Origin of the sequence: Streptomyces sp. NPDC047853 (assembly GCF_043204535.1) — a bacterium.
Taxonomy (GTDB): domain Bacteria; phylum Actinomycetota; class Actinomycetes; order Streptomycetales; family Streptomycetaceae; genus Streptomyces.
In genome coordinates this window covers 467388-485063 of the sequence record NZ_JBIDCI010000001.1, presented here as the reverse complement: position 1 = coordinate 485063, position 17676 = coordinate 467388, and the positions used below count along the sequence as shown (strand labels likewise).

Annotated in this window: 17 protein-coding genes; 9 read left to right on the top strand and 8 right to left on the bottom strand. The window is 72.0% G+C overall.

Annotation, left to right across the window (positions count from 1 at the left end; translation table 11 throughout):
• Window positions 1-172 precede the first annotated feature (172 nt).
• From ACGF5T_RS02320 to ACGF5T_RS02300, 5 genes are all read left to right on the top strand, one after another.
• Entirely contained in the window at window positions 173-1120 is a 948-nt protein-coding gene (locus ACGF5T_RS02320; protein ID WP_356604147.1) for an SPFH domain-containing protein, read from the top strand.
• Window positions 1117-1434, top strand: coding sequence for a hypothetical protein (locus tag ACGF5T_RS02315; RefSeq protein WP_361017733.1), 318 nt, complete (start codon window positions 1117-1119; stop codon window positions 1432-1434). Before ACGF5T_RS02320 ends, ACGF5T_RS02315 begins: the two co-directional genes overlap by 4 nt.
• A 163-nt stretch (window positions 1435-1597) precedes the next feature.
• Window positions 1598-2122, top strand: coding sequence for a PadR family transcriptional regulator (locus ACGF5T_RS02310; protein WP_356604143.1), 525 nt, complete (start codon window positions 1598-1600; stop codon window positions 2120-2122).
• Window positions 2119-2808 (top strand): ABC transporter ATP-binding protein, encoded by a 690-nt coding sequence (locus ACGF5T_RS02305; protein ID WP_356604141.1) that lies wholly within the window; start codon window positions 2119-2121, stop codon window positions 2806-2808. Before ACGF5T_RS02310 ends, ACGF5T_RS02305 begins: the two co-directional genes overlap by 4 nt.
• Entirely contained in the window at window positions 2805-5147 is a 2343-nt protein-coding gene (locus ACGF5T_RS02300; RefSeq protein ID WP_366766057.1) for an ABC transporter permease, read from the top strand. The genes ACGF5T_RS02305 and ACGF5T_RS02300 overlap by 4 nt, the downstream gene beginning before the upstream one ends.
• A gap of 82 nt (window positions 5148-5229) precedes the next feature.
• Here ACGF5T_RS02300 and ACGF5T_RS02295 read toward each other — a convergent pair whose 3' ends face one another.
• Complete coding sequence (locus tag ACGF5T_RS02295) at window positions 5230-6168, bottom strand: LysR substrate-binding domain-containing protein (RefSeq protein WP_366766056.1); 939 nt, start codon at window positions 6166-6168, stop codon at window positions 5230-5232.
• A 137-nt stretch (window positions 6169-6305) separates the two neighbouring features.
• Here ACGF5T_RS02295 and ACGF5T_RS02290 point away from each other — a divergent pair, with 137 nt between their 5' ends.
• Both ACGF5T_RS02290 and ACGF5T_RS02285 read left to right on the top strand, forming a co-directional pair.
• Entirely contained in the window at window positions 6306-6860 is a 555-nt protein-coding gene (locus ACGF5T_RS02290; protein ID WP_361017728.1) for a peroxiredoxin, read from the top strand.
• A 6-nt stretch (window positions 6861-6866) separates the two neighbouring features.
• Complete coding sequence (locus ACGF5T_RS02285; RefSeq protein WP_356604133.1) at window positions 6867-7403, top strand: alkyl hydroperoxide reductase; 537 nt, start codon at window positions 6867-6869, stop codon at window positions 7401-7403.
• A gap of 67 nt (window positions 7404-7470) precedes the next feature.
• Here the strand turns inward: ACGF5T_RS02285 and ACGF5T_RS02280 are convergent, their stop codons facing one another.
• The 3 genes from ACGF5T_RS02280 to ACGF5T_RS02270 form a co-directional block, all read right to left on the bottom strand.
• Window positions 7471-8838, bottom strand: coding sequence for an AI-2E family transporter (locus ACGF5T_RS02280; protein ID WP_366766055.1), 1368 nt, complete (start codon window positions 8836-8838; stop codon window positions 7471-7473).
• A gap of 133 nt (window positions 8839-8971) precedes the next feature.
• Window positions 8972-9667: a transglycosylase SLT domain-containing protein gene (locus ACGF5T_RS02275; protein ID WP_356604129.1), complete on the bottom strand. Its 696-nt coding sequence runs from the start codon at window positions 9665-9667 to the stop codon at window positions 8972-8974.
• A 417-nt stretch (window positions 9668-10084) separates the two neighbouring features.
• Entirely contained in the window at window positions 10085-11410 is a 1326-nt protein-coding gene (locus ACGF5T_RS02270) for a PhoH family protein (RefSeq protein WP_356604127.1), read from the bottom strand.
• A 998-nt stretch (window positions 11411-12408) separates the two neighbouring features.
• On the opposite strand from ACGF5T_RS02270, the gene ACGF5T_RS02265 reads away from it, so the two are divergent.
• On the top strand, window positions 12409-13599 hold the full coding sequence (locus tag ACGF5T_RS02265; RefSeq protein ID WP_366766054.1) for a winged helix DNA-binding domain-containing protein: 1191 nt from the start codon (window positions 12409-12411) through the stop codon (window positions 13597-13599).
• A gap of 15 nt (window positions 13600-13614) precedes the next feature.
• Here ACGF5T_RS02265 and ACGF5T_RS02260 read toward each other — a convergent pair whose 3' ends face one another.
• From ACGF5T_RS02260 to ACGF5T_RS02245, 4 genes are all read right to left on the bottom strand, one after another.
• A complete protein-coding gene (locus ACGF5T_RS02260) occupies window positions 13615-14415 on the bottom strand; it encodes a class I SAM-dependent methyltransferase (protein ID WP_356604123.1) in 801 nt (266 codons plus the stop codon).
• A gap of 55 nt (window positions 14416-14470) precedes the next feature.
• Window positions 14471-15343: an LLM class flavin-dependent oxidoreductase gene (locus tag ACGF5T_RS02255; protein WP_356604121.1), complete on the bottom strand. Its 873-nt coding sequence runs from the start codon at window positions 15341-15343 to the stop codon at window positions 14471-14473.
• Window positions 15344-15405: 62 nt separating this feature from the next.
• Window positions 15406-16416 carry a hypothetical protein gene (locus ACGF5T_RS02250; protein ID WP_366766170.1) on the bottom strand — a complete coding sequence of 337 codons (1011 nt, stop codon included), beginning with the start codon at window positions 16414-16416 and terminating at the stop codon, window positions 15406-15408.
• Between the two features lie 8 nt (window positions 16417-16424).
• Window positions 16425-17087, bottom strand: coding sequence for a hypothetical protein (locus ACGF5T_RS02245; protein ID WP_361017716.1), 663 nt, complete (start codon window positions 17085-17087; stop codon window positions 16425-16427).
• A 183-nt stretch (window positions 17088-17270) separates the two neighbouring features.
• Here ACGF5T_RS02245 and ACGF5T_RS02240 point away from each other — a divergent pair, with 183 nt between their 5' ends.
• Window positions 17271-17639, top strand: a complete 369-nt coding sequence (locus ACGF5T_RS02240; RefSeq protein ID WP_366766053.1) for a DUF192 domain-containing protein — start codon at window positions 17271-17273, stop codon at window positions 17637-17639.
• The last annotated feature ends 37 nt before the right edge of the window (window positions 17640-17676 follow it).

Sequence of the window (17676 nt, the reverse complement as noted above, 5' to 3'; positions counted from 1 at the left end):
CCCCCTTGTACGGACGTGAGAATCAGCACCCGCTCCACAGGAACCGACGTTCGAGAGGGGCCCAGGGTTGCCGATCCGAGGTAAAGTGATATCACTTAGCTAGACAGACGATAGTGACAGACGACAGCGGCCGGGCGGCACGAGCGCGCCCGGCGGGAACGGGGGACCCTCCATGTCCGCACACCACACCCAGGACGCACCGCAGGTCACGGCGGACGTGCCGCAGATGCCGGCGCCACGGGTGCGCGAGACGCAGGCGCACAGCATCGGCGGCGGTTTCGCGCTGCTGCTGGGCCTGGTCGGGCTGCTCGTCGGCGCCGGTCTGATCGTCGGCGCGACCGCGGTCGCCTCGACCGGCGGGAAGGCCGCACTGATCATCGGCGGCATCGTCATCGCGCTGGCCGCCTTCCTCGCGATGTGCGGGCTGAACATGGTGGCGCCGGGCGAGGCCCGCGTGGTGCAGCTCTTCGGGCGGTACCGGGGCACGATCCGGCAGGACGGACTGCGCTGGGTGAACCCGTTCACCTCGCGCACCAAGATCTCGACGCGGGTGCGCAACCACGAGACGGCCGTGCTGAAGGTGAACGACGCGTACGGCAACCCGATCGAGCTGGCCGCGGTCGTGGTGTGGCGGGTGGAGGACACCGCGCAGGCCACCTTCGAGGTGGACGACTACATCGAGTTCGTCTCCACCCAGACCGAGGCGGCCGTGCGGCACATCGCGATCGAGTACCCCTACGACGCCCACGACGAGGACGGCCTCTCGCTGCGCGGCAACGCCGAGGAGATCACCGAGAAGCTCGCCGTGGAGCTGCACGCGCGCGTGGAGGCGGCCGGCGTGCAGATCATCGAGTCCCGCTTCACGCACCTCGCGTACGCGCCGGAGATCGCCTCGGCGATGCTCCAGCGCCAGCAGGCCGGCGCGGTGGTCGCGGCGCGGCGGCAGATCGTGGACGGCGCGGTCGGCATGGTGGAGGCCGCGCTCGCCCGGATCAGCGAGCAGGACATCGTGGTGCTGGACGACGAGCGGAAGGCGGCGATGGTGTCCAACCTGATGGTCGTGCTCTGCGGGGACCGCGCCGCCCAGCCGGTCCTGAACACGGGGACGCTCTACCAGTGACCACCCCGCCCGAGGGGCCCGCAGCGCCCGGGGGGACCGGGCCCCCCGAGGGGCCCGAGCCGTCCGGGGGCCCGGCCCCCAAGCGTCGGCCGCAGCAGCGCAAGCAGGTGCTGCTGCGGCTGGACCCGCAGGTGTACGAGGCGCTGGCCCGCTGGGCGGGCGACGAGCTGCGCTCGGCCAACGCCCAGATCGAGTTCCTGCTCCGCAGGGCCCTGGCCGAGGCGGGCCGCCTGCCCGGGGACGCGGGACCGCTGCCGCGCCGGGGACGCCCGCCGGGCGGGACGGGACCCGGTCCCGGCACCCCGCCGCCGTGACGAAGCCGCGCGCCGCACCCTCGTCCCACCGGGTGCGGAGGCGCGGCCTCCGTCGTCACGGAACCGTGACAACCGGCCCTGACCTGCGGTCCCGCACCCCCCGCACCGGGCTCTGCACTCCGCGTATACATGGTGCGTATACACCGTGTGTAGAGTGCTCGGCATGTCCATCGGTCACACCCTCCTGGGGCTCCTGGAGTCCGGGCCGCGCCACGGCTACGACCTGAAGCGCGCCTTCGACGAGAAGTTCGGTCACGACCGGCCGCTGCACTACGGCCAGGTCTACTCGACGATGTCCCGCCTGCTGAAGAACGGCCTCGTGGTCGTCGACGGCATCGAGGCGGGCGGCGGTCCCGAACGCAAGCGGTACGCGATCACCGAGGAGGGGATCACCGACGTACAGCGGTGGCTCGCCACCCCGGAGAAGCCCGAGCCGTACCTCCAGTCCACCCTGTACACCAAGGTCGTCCTCGCGCTGCTCACCCACCGCGACGCCACCGACGTCCTCGACACGCAGCGCTCGGAGCACCTGCGCAGCATGCGCATCCTGACCGACCGCAAGCGCAGGGGCGACCTCGCCGACCAGCTGATCTGCGACCACGCCCTGTTCCATCTGGAGGCCGACCTGCGGTGGCTGGAACTCACCGCGGCGCGCCTCGACAAGCTCCGTGAGGCGGTGGCCCGATGACTCCCCCCGCAGGTTCGCTGCTCTCGGCCGAGCAACTGCGCAAGGCCTACGGTCCGACCCTCGCCCTCGACGGCGCCGAGTTCTCCATCCACCCCGGCGAGGTCGTCGCCGTGATGGGCCCCTCCGGGTCCGGCAAGTCGACGCTGCTGCACTGCCTCGCCGGCATCGTGCCCCCCGACTCGGGGACGATCACGTACGACGGGCGCGAGCTGTCCGCCATGAACGACGCCGAGCGCAGCGCCCTGCGCCGCTCGGAGTTCGGGTTCGTGTTCCAGTTCGGGCAGCTCGTGCCGGAGCTGACCTGCGTGGAGAACGTGGCCCTCCCGCTGCGGCTGAACGGCGCTTCCCGCAAGGAGGCCGAGCGGGCCGCGCTGACCTGGATGGAGCGGCTGGAGGTCGACGACCTGAGGAAGAAGCGGCCCGGCGAGGTCTCCGGTGGCCAGGGGCAGCGGGTCGCGGTGGCGCGGTCACTGGTGACCGGCCCCCGGGTGCTCTTCGCCGACGAGCCGACCGGCGCGCTGGACTCCCTGAACGGCGAGCGGGTCATGGAGCTCCTCACGGACGCCGCCCGCTCCACCAACGCCGCCGTCGTGCTGGTCACGCACGAGGCGCGGGTGGCCGCCTACTCCGACCGCGAGGTCGTCGTACGGGACGGGAAGTCACGGGACATGGAGCGCGTCGTATGAGCGTGCGCCGGTGGGCCCGCGACCTGGCCATGGGCGTCCGCTTCACCGTCACCGGCGGGCGCGAGGGCTGGACCCGGGCCGTGCTGACGGCCGTGGGGGTCGGGCTCGGCGTGGCGCTGCTGCTGCTGACGACGGCCCTGCCGAACGCGCTGGCCGTCCGGCACGAGAGGGAGGCCGCGCGCACCGACATCACGTTCACCGACGACCGGCCGCCGAAGGGCGCCGACACCCTCATCGTCGCCGAGGTCGGCACCGAATTCCGCGACGACTCCGTGCGGGGCCGCGCCCTGGAGGCCGAGGGGCCCCGGGCGCCGCTGCCGCCGGGGGTGGACCGGTTCCCCGCGCCGGGCGAGATGGTGGTCTCCCCCGCGCTCGAGCGGCTGCTGGCCTCCGACGCCGGAAAGCTGCTGCGGGAGCGGCTGCCGGAGCGCATCACCGGCACCATCGGGGAGAGCGGGCTGGTCGGCTCGCACGAACTCGCCTTCTACCGGGGCGCCGACGGCCTCGCGCCGCACCTCGACGGCGGCCGGGTCGTCCGCATCGACCACTTCGGCGACCCCGACCCGGGGCCCGAGCAGTCCGACCCGGTCCTCCTGCTGCTGATCCTCGTCGTCTTCGTGGTGCTGCTGATGCCGGTCGCGGTCTTCATCGCCGCGGCCGTGCGGTTCGGCGGCGAGCGACGCGACCGGCGGCTCGCCGCGTTGCGGCTGGTGGGGTCCGACAGTGGCATGACCCGGCGGATCGCGGCCGGCGAGGCGCTGGCGGGCGCGGTGCTCGGGCTCGTCTTCGGCGCCGGTTTCTTCCTGGTCGGGCGGCAACTGGCGGGCACCGCGGAGGTGTTCCGCATCAGCGTCTTCCCGAGCTACCTCAACCCCTCGCCGCTGCTGGCCCTGCTGGTGGCGGTGGCGGTGCCGGCCGCGGCCGTGCTGGTGACGCTGTTCGCGATGCGCGGGGTGGTCATCGAGCCGCTCGGCGTGGTGCGTACGGCCAGGCCCGCGCGGCGGCGCCTGTGGTGGCGGCTGCTGCTTCCGGTGGCCGGCCTGGCGATGCTGTACCCGATGATCGGCCAGGGCCGCGACCGCGGGGACTTCAACCAGTACCTGGTGACCGGCGGTGTCGTCCTGCTGCTCGTCGGCGTCACCGCGCTGCTGCCCTGGATCGTGGAGACGGTCGTCGCCCGGCTCGGCAGCGGCGCGCTGTCCTGGCAGCTGGCCGTGCGCCGGCTCCAGCTGAGCAGCGGCACCGCGGCCCGCATGGTCAACGGCATCGCGGTGGCGGTGGCCGGTGCGATCGCGCTCCAGATGCTGTTCGCGGGCGTGGACGACGACTACACCAAGAGCACGGGCAAGGACGTCACGCAGGCGCAGATGGAGGTGGCCCTGCCGAGCGAGGTGCCGGTCCCCGCGGCCGCGACGAAGTTCCGGCAGACCGAGGGCGTCGACGCCGTCTTCTCGTACTCCGAGGGCTACGCCGGCGACCGCCGCCGGAACCCGGAGGACTCCACGATGCTGACGGTGGGCGACTGCGCCTCGCTGCGCGAGATCGCGACGCTGTCCTCCTGCCGCGACGGTGACGTGTTCGCCGTGCGCGGGGCCGAGTGGGACGCCGGCGTCGACGTGCCGGCGATGGCGAAGGACCGGCGGACGCTCTACCTCGACCCGTCCTTCGACGGCTCCCCGAAGAGCCTGGAGATCCCCTGGAAGGTGCCCTCCGACGTCAAGGAGGCGGCACCGCGCACCGGTCTGCTCGCCGGCACGGACCGGGGCGGCTTCCTGATCACGCCGAAGGCGCTGCCCCCGTCGCTCGCGCCGGGGCTGGAGGGGCACGCCTACCTCAGGCTCGACGAGTCGGTGCCGGACGTCCACGAGCGGGTGCGCAACACGGCGGCGGCGGTGGACCCGCTGGCCTACCCGATGGTCTGGGCCGCCACGGAGCGCAGCGACCGTTTCGACGCCATCCGCACCGGCCTGTTCGTCGGCGCCGCGTGCGTGCTGGGGCTGATCGGCGCCAGTCTGCTGGTGTCGCAGCTGGAGCAGCTGCGGGAGCGCCGGAAGCTGCTGTCGTCCCTGGTCGCCTTCGGCACCCGGCGCCGCACCCTGAGCCTGTCGGTGCTGTGGCAGACCGCGATCCCGATCACGCTGGGCCTGGTGCTGGCCTCGGTGGTCGGCCTGACGCTGGGCACGGTGCTGCTGAAGATGACGGGCACACCGGTCTCCGTCGACTGGATCGGCGTCCTGGCCATGGCCGGCATCGGCGGCGCGGTCGTCCTGCTGGTGACCCTGGCCAGCCTCCCGCCGCTGCTGCGCCTGATGCGCCCGGAGGGACTGCGGACGGAGTGATCCGGCGGGCCCCGCCCGGCCGGCCCCCGCGCCCGTCCCCGCGGCACCCAGCGTGCCGCGGGGACGGGCGCCGGCGCGTGCGTCAGCCGGTGACGATCCGCACCGGCAGCTCGCGCATCGCCTCCCGCAGGGCACCCGCCAGTTCCTCGTACTCCGCGGAGCGGGCCGCGCCCGTGCGCATGGCGAGGGCGATGCGGCGGGTGGGGGCCGGGTCGATGAAGGCGCCGGTGAGGAGTTGGCTGGAGCGGGACGTCTCCACGCGGACGGCCGTGCGCGGCAGCAGCGTCACCCCGAGGCCGCCCGCCACCAGCTGCACCAGCGTCGACAGGCCGGCGGCCGTGGTCGTCGCCGGGACGCCCGCGCGGCCCGCCTCGCGGCAGATGTCGAGCGCCTGGTCGCGCAGGCAGTGCCCCTCGTCGAGCAGCAGCAGGTTCAGTTCGCGCAGCACCCAGCGCTCGATGCCCTCCCGCCCGCCCAGCGGGTGGTCGAGGGGGGTGACGAGCACGAAGTCCTCGTCGAAGAGCGGGAGTTCCGTCACACCGGGGACGCCGAGCGGCACCGCGAGCAGCAGCAGGTCGAGACGGCCGGACGTGAGCCCCTCCAGCAGGCTCGCCGTCTGCTCCTCGTGCACCTGGAGGTCGAGGGCGGGGTAGCGGTCGTGGACCAGTCGCAGCACCGTGGGCAGCAGGTACGGCGCCACCGTCGGGATGACCCCGAGGCGCAGCGCCCCCGTGAAGGGCGCCCGTACCGCCTCCGCCTCCTCCAGCAGCGCGCCGACCTCCGCCAGCACCGCCTTCGTCCGCACGGCGAGCCGCTCGCCCGCGGGTGAGAGCAGCACCTTGCGCGTCGTACGCTCCAGGAGGGTGACACCGAGTGTCTCCTCCAGGGCCGAGACGGCTCCCGAGAGCGCGGGCTGGCTCATCCCGATCGCGGCGGCGGCATCGCGGAAGTGCAGATGCTCGGCGACCGCGGCGAAGGCCCGCAGCTGGGCGAGGCTGGGCTGCCTCTTCTTACCCGACACTAATAGCCACCTCCGATCAACTCGACCGAGTGTAGCTATTTCACTAATCAATGCACCCTGTGCCAACATCAAGAACGTCCAACCCATGGGAAACACCCGCAATCCGGGTGTTTCTTCGCTGCACTATTGGAGAGCGCGTGCTCACTGTCGGTGACAAGTTCCCCGAGTTCGATCTGACCGCCTGCGTCTCGCTGGAGAAGGGCAAGGAGTTCCAGCAGATCGACCACAAGACCTACGAGGGTCAGTGGAAGGTCGTCTTCGCGTGGCCCAAGGACTTCACCTTCGTGTGCCCGACCGAGATCGCCGCCTTCGGCAAGCTGAACGACGAGTTCGCCGACCGCGACGCCCAGGTCCTCGGCTTCTCCGGCGACTCCGAGTTCGTGCACCACGCCTGGCGCAAGGACCACCCGGACCTGACGGACCTGCCGTTCCCGATGATGGCGGACTCCAAGCACGAGCTGATGCGCGACCTCGGCATCGAGGGCGAGGACGGCTTCGCCAAGCGCGCCGTGTTCATCGTGGACCAGAACAACGAGATCCAGTTCACCATGGTGACCGCCGGCTCGGTCGGCCGTAACCCCAAGGAGGTCCTGCGGGTCCTCGACGCCCTGCAGACCGACGAGCTCTGCCCGTGCAACTGGAGCAAGGGCGACGAGACCCTCGACCCGGTCGCGCTGCTCTCGGGAGAGTGATCTGACATGTCCCTCGACTCCCTGAAGTCCGCCGTCCCGGACTACGCCAAGGACCTGAAGCTCAACCTGGGCTCGGTCATCGGCAACTCCGACCTCCCGGCGCAGCAGCTGTGGGGCACCGTGCTGGCGACCGCCATCGCCTCGCGCTCCCCCATCGTGCTGCGTGAGCTGGAGCCGGAGGCGAAGGCGAACCTGTCGCCGGAGGCGTACCAGGCCGCCAAGTCGGCCGCCGCCGTCATGGCGATGAACAACGTCTTCTACCGCACCCGGCACCTGCTGTCGGACCACGAGTACGGCACCCTGCGCGCCGGTCTGCGGATGAACGTCATCGGCAACCCGGGCGTCGACAAGGTCGACTTCGAGCTGTGGTCCTTCGCGGTGTCCGCCATCAACGGCTGCGGCATGTGCCTGGACTCGCACGAGCAGGTGCTCCGCAAGGCCGGTGTGGACCGCGACACGATCCAGGAGGCGTTCAAGATCGCCGCCGTGGTCGAGGCCGTCGGCGTCACGCTGGACGCCGAGGCCGTGCTGGCCGCGCAGTAGTCCCGCGCCGCGCACACGCGACGGGCCCCGCTCACCGATCCGGTGGGCGGGGCCCGTTCGCGTGTCGCTACGCCGGTGACGTGTCCGGCGGCGGCGCCTCGGCCTCGGCGGGCCGCGGCGGGTGGTCCGTCGCCGGGGACGCGTCGGTCGACGTCGCCCCGTGCGGCTTCGGGGCCTGCCGCAGGGCCGCTTCCTGCGAGTACGCCCGCAGATAGCCCACGACGGTGTTCGTCACCGCCACCAGCGGTACGGCGACCACCGCGCCGCCGATGCCGGCGATCAGGCCGCCGGCGGCCACGGACAGCACCACGGCCAGCGGATGGACCCGCACCGCGCGCCCGAGGATGAACGGCTGGAGGATGTGCCCCTCGATCTGCTGCACCGCCAGCACCACCACGAGGGTCATGACGGCCGCGAACACGCCCTGCGTCACCAGCGCCACGACGACCGCGAGCGCGCCCGAGATCACCGCGCCGACGAGCGGGATGAAGGCGAACAGGAAGATGAACACGGCCAGCGGCACGGCCATCGGCACGTCGAGGAAGTAGATGCCGAGGCCGATGAAGATGGCGTCGATCAACGCCACGATCACCGTGCCCCGCACGTACGCCGTCAGCGTCCGCCAGGCGCGCGGGCCGGCCCCGGCGACGCCCGGCCGGGCCGCCGCCGGCACCAGCTTCAGCGTCCACTGCCAGATGCGCTTGCCGTCGTAGAGCAGGAAGAGCGTCGAGAAGGCCGCCAGCAGGATGCCGGTGAGCGCCTCGACGACGACCGTGACGCCCTCCAGGCCGGCGGACGTTATCTGGTCGGTGTTGGCGCCGACCGCCTCGCGGAGGTTCTTGGCGATCTCGTTGATCTGCTTGTCGGTGACGTGGAAGGGGCTGTTCAGCAGCCAGTTGCGCAGCTCGTCGATGCCGTCCTGGACCTGGTCGGAGAGGTTGTCGATGTTCTCCATGACCTGCCAGGTCACGAACCAGCCGATCAATCCCATCACGACGAACCCGAGGATCGCGGTCAGGGCGGTGGCCGGCCCTCGGGGCACCCCGTGCCGGCGCAGCCGGGCCACGGTCGGCTGGAGCAGCGCCGTGATGAGCAGCGCGGCCACGAACGCCAGCACCACCAGTTGCACGGCGCTGATGACCTTCATCAGCACCCATACGGTGCCCGCGAGGACCAGCAGCCGCCATCCGGCCTCCGCGGCGACCCGTACGCCCCAGGGCACGGCCTGCGCCGGGTCGGGGCGGGTCTGGACCACGAGCTGCTGGTGCGGGCCGAGGTGCTCCACCGACACGTCCGGCGGCCCGTGGCCGGTGACCGGCACCGGTCCGTCGTCGGCCTCCGCGCGCCGTGCTTCCTCGCGGCGCTGGTCCAACCGCTTGCTCATCTGCGTCAGTCCGGCGCCGAGCCGGCCGAGCCACCCTGGCACTCGCGACATGATCCGTCCTCTTCCCCCGTCTCTCCTCACCACTCCCCCCTGGAGTCGTTCCGGCACGACCGTACAGGGCGGGGACGCGAAAGCCCCTCACCGTAGGACGGTGAGGGGCTGCGCGAGGTTGAGCGGGGCGGGCTCAGTACCAGTGGTTGTTCTGCCAGAACGCCCAGGCGTCGCACGGGCTGCCGTAGCGGCTGTCCATGTAGTTGAGGCCCCACTTGATCTGGGTCGCCGGGTTGGTCCGCCAGTCGGCGCCCGCGGAGGAGTACTTGCCCGCCGGCAGCGCCTGGAAGAGGCCGTAGGCGCCGGAGGAGGGGTTGACCGCCTGGTAGTTCCAGCTGGACTCGTGGTCCACGATGTTGCTGAAGCACTGCCACTGGCCGCTCGGCACCATCTGGCGGGCCATGGCCTGGATCTGGCTGGTGCTGTACGAGCTCTGGACGGCGAAGCTGGTCGACTCGCGCTTGGCGTCGCGGCTGGCGGCTTCCTGCTCCGCCTCGCGCTTCTTGGCCTCCTCGGCCGCCTTCTTGGCCTTCTCCTGCTTGGCCACGGCGGTCTCGGCGGCTGCCTTGCGGGCCGCTTCCTCGGCGTCCTTCTTGGCGCTCACGTCCGCGGCGATGGCCTGTACGTCGGCCTGCTGCGTCAGGGACGCGGTCTGCACCTGCGCCTGCTCGCCCATGGGGATGTCCGCGAGCAGCGTCGTGCCTGCTGCCGTCGCCTCCGCGTCGTTGTTCTGCGCGGTGCTGCCCGAGGCAACGCCGACGACGCTTCCGACTGCGGTGACCGCCGTGGCCGAGGCCACTGCGAATCCCCGGACCGAGATCCGGCTCACACGGTTTCCTTCCAGCATCGCCCGCTTCGGTGACCCTCGCGGACGCAATCGTGCCCCTGACACAGGCCTCCCCAACTACGGGTCACGGGAGGCACGGGCCCGGTGGACAACTCCCGCGAGGGGAGCGCCGTGTGGTGCTCGGGCGGCATACGACGCTGCTATGGAGTTGGCTCTGGTGCTTCTGGGGCGCCGTACCGCTGGGGGTACGGCTGAGTCGTATGCGGGGCCTGACAGGAAGGAGACTCTGCCGTAACCCGACGGGGTGAGGCAATTCTGTGTTGCGTGTGAAAGCTCACATCCCGTTTGGCCCAGGGGAATTCCGGAAACCCCCACACACGACGACGCCGCCCGGCTAGGCTCTTCGCCTTCCGGACGGCGCCAACCGTCACACAATCGGCCCTCTCGGGACCTGCTTCCTCAGATGTGGCCGTCCTCCAGCATTTCGGTCACCAGTGCCGCGATCTGCGACCTCTCGGACCGCGTCAGGGTGACGTGCGCGAAGAGCGGATGCCCCTTCAGCTTCTCGATGACGGCGACGACTCCGTCGTACCGCCCGACCCGCAGGTTGTCCCGCTGCGCCACGTCGTGGGTCAGGACGACCCGCGAGTTGGCCCCGATCCGGGAGAGCACGGTCAGCAGGACGTTCCGCTCCAGCGACTGGGCCTCGTCCACGATGACGAAGGCGTCGTGCAGCGAGCGGCCGCGGATGTGGGTGAGCGGCAGGACCTCCAGCATCCCGCGCGCGGTCACCTCTTCGATGACCTCCCGGCTGGTGACCGCCGACAGGGTGTCGAAGACCGCCTGCGCCCAGGGGCTCATCTTCTCGGCCTCGGAGCCGGGCAGATAACCCAGCTCCTGTCCGCCCACCGCGTACAGCGGGCGGAAGACCATCACCTTCTGGTGCTGCCGGCGCTCCAGCACGGCCTCCAGTCCCGCGCACAGCGCCAGCGCCGACTTGCCGGTGCCGGCCCGGCCGCCCATCGACACGATGCCGACGTCCGGGTCGAGGAGCAGGTCGAGCGCGATCCGCTGCTCGGCGCTGCGGCCCTTGATGCCGAACGCCTCCCGGTCGCCGCGCACCAGGCGGACGTTGCCGTCGGGCGTGACCCGGCCGAGGGCCTTGCCGCGCTCCGACTGGAGGGTCAGACCGGTGTGCACGGGCAGGTCGGCGGCCTCGGGGACGTAGACCCGGCCCTCCTCGAAGAGCACGTCCACCTGCTCACCCGGCAGGGTGAGTTCGGACATCCCGGTCCAGCCGGAGGCGTCCGTGATGGCCAGCTCGGCGCGGTACTCCTCGGCGAGCAGGCCGACGGAGGACGCCTTGATCCTGAGCGGGAGGTCCTTGGAGACGACGGTGACGTCGAATCCCTCCGCCTGCAGGTTGCGGGCGACCGCGAGGATGCGGGAGTCGTTGTCCCCCAGGCGATAGCCCGTGGGCAGCACGCTGGGGTCCGAGTGGTTGAGCTCGACCCGTACGGTGCCGCCGAGGTCCCCGATCGGGATGGGGGCGTCGAGGCGGCCGTGCCGCACCCGGAACTCGTCGAGCAGGCGCAGGGCCTGCCGGGCGAAGTAGCCGAGTTCGGGGTGGTGCCTTTTCGCCTCCAGCTCCGTCACCACGACGATCGGCAGCACGACCTCGTGCTCGTCGAAGCGGTTCAGGGCGTTCGGGTCGGCCAGCAGGACGCTGGTGTCGAGAACGTAGGTGCGCCTATCTGGCTTGTGGCGCTTTGTGCTGGTCACCACGGAAGGACGTACCCCCTCGGAAGAGGTCGGGGAGCGACGGAGTGGACGCTGGGCCGGGAGCGCTGCAATGAGCCGACCGATCGACGACCGCCCTGCACCGGCGCGGGCCGCGGACCGGCCCTCCGCCGCGTCTTCCGTGCCGTGACCGCACGGTGGGGCTGGTGCAAAGGGCCTCCCGGGCGGACGGCTCCGTGCCGTCCGCTGAGATCCGACACCCGTGGTTCGGGCGTCGACCTGCTTGGCTTATGCCCGGGAACGAGCGCCGCCATGCCACGACCCCGGACGACGCACCGGTGAACTCCTCATGACGGGCGTCCCGCACGGAGCGGGACGGAGCGGCGCGAGGAGCCGGGGCGCGGGAGGCAGAAAAAACGGGCCGGTCCGTGGGGGGGGAGACGGACCGGCCCGAGGGGGGGTTTCCACCATAACCCTTCGTAAGGGATGTCGCGCGCATCGGCGTGCCACAACTACTCTCCGAAATCGCCCGACAACGCCGCAGTGGCCATGGAAGCCCTCATTCCGCCCCGAGCGGTGGCCGGAACGCGGCGGATGCGTCGGCGAACGGGGTGGCGGGCGGGACTCGGGAGGCGCCGAAGGCTCCGGAAGGGACGAACCGGGCGGCGCCGCGGAAGACCCGGCCGACCGCGCGCCCCGCGCCGTGGGCCGCCCGCGACTCGTCCGACCGGGTGACACCACCGGCGAACGCCCGCTTGACCGGGCACCGCGCAGCCCCCTCCGCCGCGCGGTGCCACACGCGCAGCTTTGCTCACGCGAATTGCCTGGCCTCGAACTTACGTGATCGGGCGGGCGCGATTCGACCCGCGGAGGCCACCGGTGAATAACGATGTGGAAACCCTGTGAGGATCGAGGGGCGATTCCGCACCTCCCGCCGACCCCGTGGACATGTGCGACGGTACGCCGTTTACGCCCGGAAAGTTCCCTCCCGCTCCGGCTCCACTGGGACAGTTCCTGTCCTACTGCTCCTCTAACGTCACCTCATGACGACGATGGTGGCGCCCCCTTGGGGCGCGGTGAGCGCCCGACGGCTCGAACGGCAGTTCCTGGCCAAGTCCGCCCGAGCGGACACGGCGCTCGCCGACGTGGCCGACGCGATGCTCGGAACCCACGCGCAGGTGCTGTCCGCGGCCGAGTTGTCGCTGGGGCTGCGGGCGGACGGGGTGACCCGTGCGGACGTACGGGACGCCCTGTGGCCGACCGGGACGGCCGCCCCACCGGCCTCGCTGGTGAAGACCCACGGTCCGCGCGGGACGGTGCACCTCCTGCCCACCCGCGACCTGGCGATGTGGTGCGCGGCGCTGCCCGCGATCCCTTCCGGCGCCGCGCCCTTCGCCCCCGACGTACGCCTCGACGAGGAGCGGGCCGATCAGGTCGTGGCCGCGATCGGTGCCGCCCTGGACGGCGCGTTCCTGACCGTCGACGAACTGGGCGAGGAGGTCGTCGCCCGTACGGGCCCGTGGGCCGGCGACCTGGTGATGCCCGCCTTCCAGACCCTGTGGCCGCGCTGGCGGCAGGTGCTGCACCGGGCGGGCCAGTCCGGCGCGCTCTCCTTCGGCCCGAACCGGGGCCGCAAGGTGACGTACACCCGCCCGCCCCGCTTCACCCCCCTGCCGCCCGAGGAGGCGTTGCGGCTCCTGGTACGCCGCTACCTGCACGCGTACGGCCCCGCCACCCCGCAGCACTTCGCCAGGTGGCTGGCGGCGCCCGCGGGCTGGGCGCGGGCGCTGTACGACGGCCTGGCCGCCGCGGGCGAGATCGAGGAGGTCCGCTTCGAGGGGGCGCCCGCCTGGGTGGTGGCGGGCGACACGGTCTTCCCCGACGGGCCCGCGCGGGACGACCTGCTGCGCGGGGTGCGGCTGCTGCCGTACTTCGACGCCTACGTCATCGCCGCGCAGCCGCGGGAGCTGCTCTTCCCCGGAGCCGCGTACCGACGGGCGCTGGCGGGCGGCCAGGCGGGCAACTTCCCGGTCCTCCTGGTGGACGGCGTCGTGGCCGGCGTGTGGCACCAGCGGCGCCGGGGACGGCTCACGACCGTCACGGTCGAACCGCTGGGACGGCTGACGGCCCGGCAGCGGCGCGAGCTGGCCGCACGGGTGGAGCGGGTGGGCGAGGTCCTGGAGGCACGGGCGGAGCTGGTGGTGGGCGAGGTGACGACGGGCGCGCACGCGTGACCCGCCGGGCGGGCCCTACGCGTGCGGCTTGCGGGCGTCGAAGAGGTGACGCGTGCTGTGGGCGACGAAGGGCCCTTCGCTCTCGATGCGTTCGTGCAGCTCACGCAGTCGGTCCCGGTACCCGTCGACGGTGAAGCCGGGCACCATCCACACGACCTTGCGCAGGAAGTGGACGACGGCGCCGACGTCGTGGAACTCCATCCGCAGCCGTTCCGCGCGCAGGTCGACGACCTCGAGACCGGCCTGCTCGGCGTCGGCGCGCTCACGGTCCGGGTGGCGGTGGCCACGGGTCTCCTCCGGCTGCGGCCCGAGGAAGTACTCGACGAGCTCGAAGACGCTGGCGGGGCCGACGTGCTGGGCGAAGTACGTGCCGCCCGGCGCGAGCACCCGGGCGATCTCCGCCCAGTGCGGCCGGACGGGGTGGCGGCTCACGACCAGGTCGAAGGCGCCGTCCGCGAAGGGGAAGGGCGCGTCGTCGGGCGAGGCGACCACGGGGACGCCGCGCGGGCGGAGCAGCCTCGTGGCCTCGGCGACGTTGGGCGGCCAGCCTTCGGTGGCGACGACGAGCGGCGGGCGGTGGGGTGCGGCGGCCGCGAGCGCGTGGTCCAGGACCTCCCCGCCCCCCGTCTGCACCTCCAGCACCGCGCCGGCCCCCACCAGCCGCGCGGACAGGGACCGGGCGTACCCCCAGGAGGGCCGCGCCTCGGTGGCCCGGCCCTCGAACCAGGAGAAGTCCCACCCCTCGGTGGGCACGGAGGCTCCTTCGGCCACCAGCTCGTCGAAGGTGCGGGGGTGCGGGGCGGGTACGTGTGCCATGGGGGCGGATCCGTTCGGCGTCATGGGGGGGGAGATGCCTGGAGCGCGGCGCGGTCTAGGCGACCAGGGGCCTGACCTGTTCGGCCGCGAACCGTACGAAGCCCTCCGGGTCGGGCTCGTCGCCGGTGGGCTGGAGGACCACGGTGTCGGCCCCCGCCTCGGCCAGCCGCCGCACCGCCTCGGCGACGGCTGCCGCGTCCCCGGCGACCCCGAGGTCCGGCACCGAGCCGACGCCCTCGGCGGCCAAATCGGCACGCAGCCGCTCGTCGGCGCCGGGGCCGGTCGCCGCGAGGAGGTACACGACCACCTCGTGCGGCTCGGTCCGCCCGGCCGCCGCGCGCCCTTCGTCGATGAGCCGACGGGCCTGCCGTACCCCGTCGGGCGGGGTGGACGCGGTGAGCACGGTCCCGTCGGCGGCCTCACCGGCCAGCCGCAGCGAACGCGGGCCGGTGGCGCCGGCGAAGACCCGGACGTCCCGGTCCGGCGGCCAGTCGAGGCCCACGTCGTCGAGCCGGACGTAGCGGCCCTCGGTCGTCACGCGCTGCCCGTGCAGCAACGCCCGCAGCGCGTGCAGGTGCTCCCGCAACAGGGTGACGGGCGACTCGGCCCGCGCTCCGACCTGCCCCATCCAGTCCTGCACACCGTGGCCGAGGGCGAGGATCGGGCGGCCGGGGAACATGCGGTGCAGGGTGGCGGCCTCCATCGCGGTGAGCGCCACGTTCCGCAACGGCACGGGGAGCAGTCCCACGCCGACCCGCATCCGCTCGGTCCAGGCGAGCGCCGCGGCGGCCGAGGAGACGCCGCCCTCACGGAAGCAGTCCTCCCAGAGCCACAGCTCCTCGAGCCCGGCGTCATCGGCGGCCTGCGCGACGGCACGCAGCCGCTCGGGGGCGAGTTGGGGGCGGAACACGGCACCGAGTCCAGTCATGCAGCCTTCCTACCTTCGGCGCGGGGCAGGGGACAACCGCATTCGGGCGGGTCGGCGGGGTGTCAGCGGTTGATGGCCTGGATCTCCTGGACAACGACGGCCTGGGTGGCGCCGAAGGTGCCTTCGGGAAGGTCTCCGCTCGCACCGCCGCTGCCGGTCCAGTGGATGTCCCAGGTGACCGTCGCCTGGAGCGGGAACGTCCCGTCGCCCGACGAACGCAGGTACCGCACTCCGCACGGAGGTGTGTCGTTCGCCCTGCCCTTCTCGTACGGCGCCCCGATACGGCCGCCCTCGATGTCGCAGACACCCGAGGCCGGGTAGGTCTCGGCGTCCGGCGTGCCCGGCTCGATCCGCAGGGAAACGGGTTCCGCCGTGGCCGTCGCCGTGAGACCGATCTCCTCGATCGACGCGGTGACCGAGACCGGCTTGAACTCGGCACCGTCCAGCCACGCCCACGTCGGAAGGTTGACCTTGGTCGCCTGCGCGGGCGCCAGCGTCACCTCGGTACCCGGAACGCGGATCTCCGCGTACGCCAGCTCGGCGAGGATCTTGGGAGTGACGGCGTTCTCGATGTCCGGGGGCGGGGCGTCGCCCGTGTCCACCCAGAAGTAGTCCTCGTCGCAGGCGTCCCAGCCGGGCGGGTAACTCTTGTTGACGTACGAGCCCCACCAGTAGCCCTTGCCGGACTTGTCCTTGTTGAAGGCCTTCTTCTCGTCGTCGGCGTTGTACTGCTCCCGCTGCTCGGCATCCCACTCGTGCCCCGTGGAGCCCGCCTCCCAGATGGGCTCCAGGTACTTCTGCAACTCCTCGGGCGTGTACTTCGGGGCGTACCAGCAAGCCGGCGGAGTCCACGACACGGGCGACGTCAGAGCCCCGGTGGAATCGCCGGTGCCATTCTTCGAACGGTCGAAGACGATGCCGCCCACGGTGACGGAGACGGTGCCGTCTGCGCCGGTGTCGGCGTGTTGCTCGGTGCCTGAGTTCTGGGTGTTTCCGTCCAGGATGTCGTCAGCGCGCGCCGTGTCCGGGAACAGACACACGCTCGCCAGAACGGCAATCGGTAGCACGCTCATCGTGCGGGTCAGGGCTGGCACTTGGCGCTCCCACTCTGTGACGCGATGTTCCGGACCTCCCACACCCCATCGCTGTTCTTCTTCAGCGAGGCGTGGTAGATCACGTAGCTCTTGGCGGTCACCTCGGTCTTCCGGACCTTGCCGGTCTTGAGGTATTTCACGAAGGCCTTGCCCTGGTCCTCGCAGTAGGTGAAGGAAGCGGTGCCGTCCTTGTCGACGGCGACCTCGGGGGCGTAGAAGCGGTACTTCCCGGTGACGCTCGCCTTTTGATCGACATAGTTCTGGATGAACGACTGGGTACCCGCGGCGGCTTCGCCCTCGTAGTAGTAGAGGTAGGCCTTGTCCAGCGCATCCTGCTTGACGATCGCCAGGTCGACGGCCTTGATGGACTCCTCGGTGTCCGCCATCACGGCGTCCTTCTGCTGGTCACCCGTCTTGGGCCACTCGAAGGTGTAGGAGAGGTCGGAGGGCAGCTCGATCTTGGGCCGGTCGGGCTGCGACGCGGCGGAGGCCGTCGGGGAGGCCGTCGGCGAGGAACTGCCCGTGTCCGCGCCCGCGATCTTGTCGTTGTCGCCGGACGGACTGTCGTCGCTGCCGCACGCGGACAGCGTCAGGACCGCTGCTGTGGTCAGCGTGAGCGCTGCGAGGAGGGTGGGGCGGCGGCGATTCACGGTGGCTCCTGGGTGGGGCGAGGCTTGTGTCGAGCGGGGCAACGCTATCCACCAGGGTGGAGGGGCACCAGACTGGAGAACGCGAACCCGGGGCTCCACAAGGCTCCGCATCCGCCGTACGTGTGCCTTCTCGGGCCATTACGGTTGCGTAACGCACACCGGACGGGCGGGAGGGGCTTCGGCATGGGGCGGCGCTGGCGGGACGGGACGGGTGTCCTGGTCGTGCACGGGGAGGGCGGCGCGAGTGTCCGCGTTCCCCTGGAGATCGCCGGTTCCTACCGCGCCCGCACGAAGGGGCTGCTGGGGCGCGACTCCATCGAGGGGGCGATGCTGCTGTCGCCCGCCAACAACGTGCACACCTTCCGGATGCGGATGCCCATCGACGTCGCCTACCTCGACCGGCGGCTGACGGTCATCGCCGTGCGCACCATGCGGCCGGGCCGGCTGGGCGCACCGCGCCCGCGCTCCCGGCACGTGCTGGAGGCGGAGGCCGGGGCGATGGCCGGGTGGGGCGTGCGGGTGGGGGCACGGGTGGAGGTCGTGGAGGAGTAGGCGCGGGGCGCCTCCGCACGGCTGCGGTGTCGGTCCG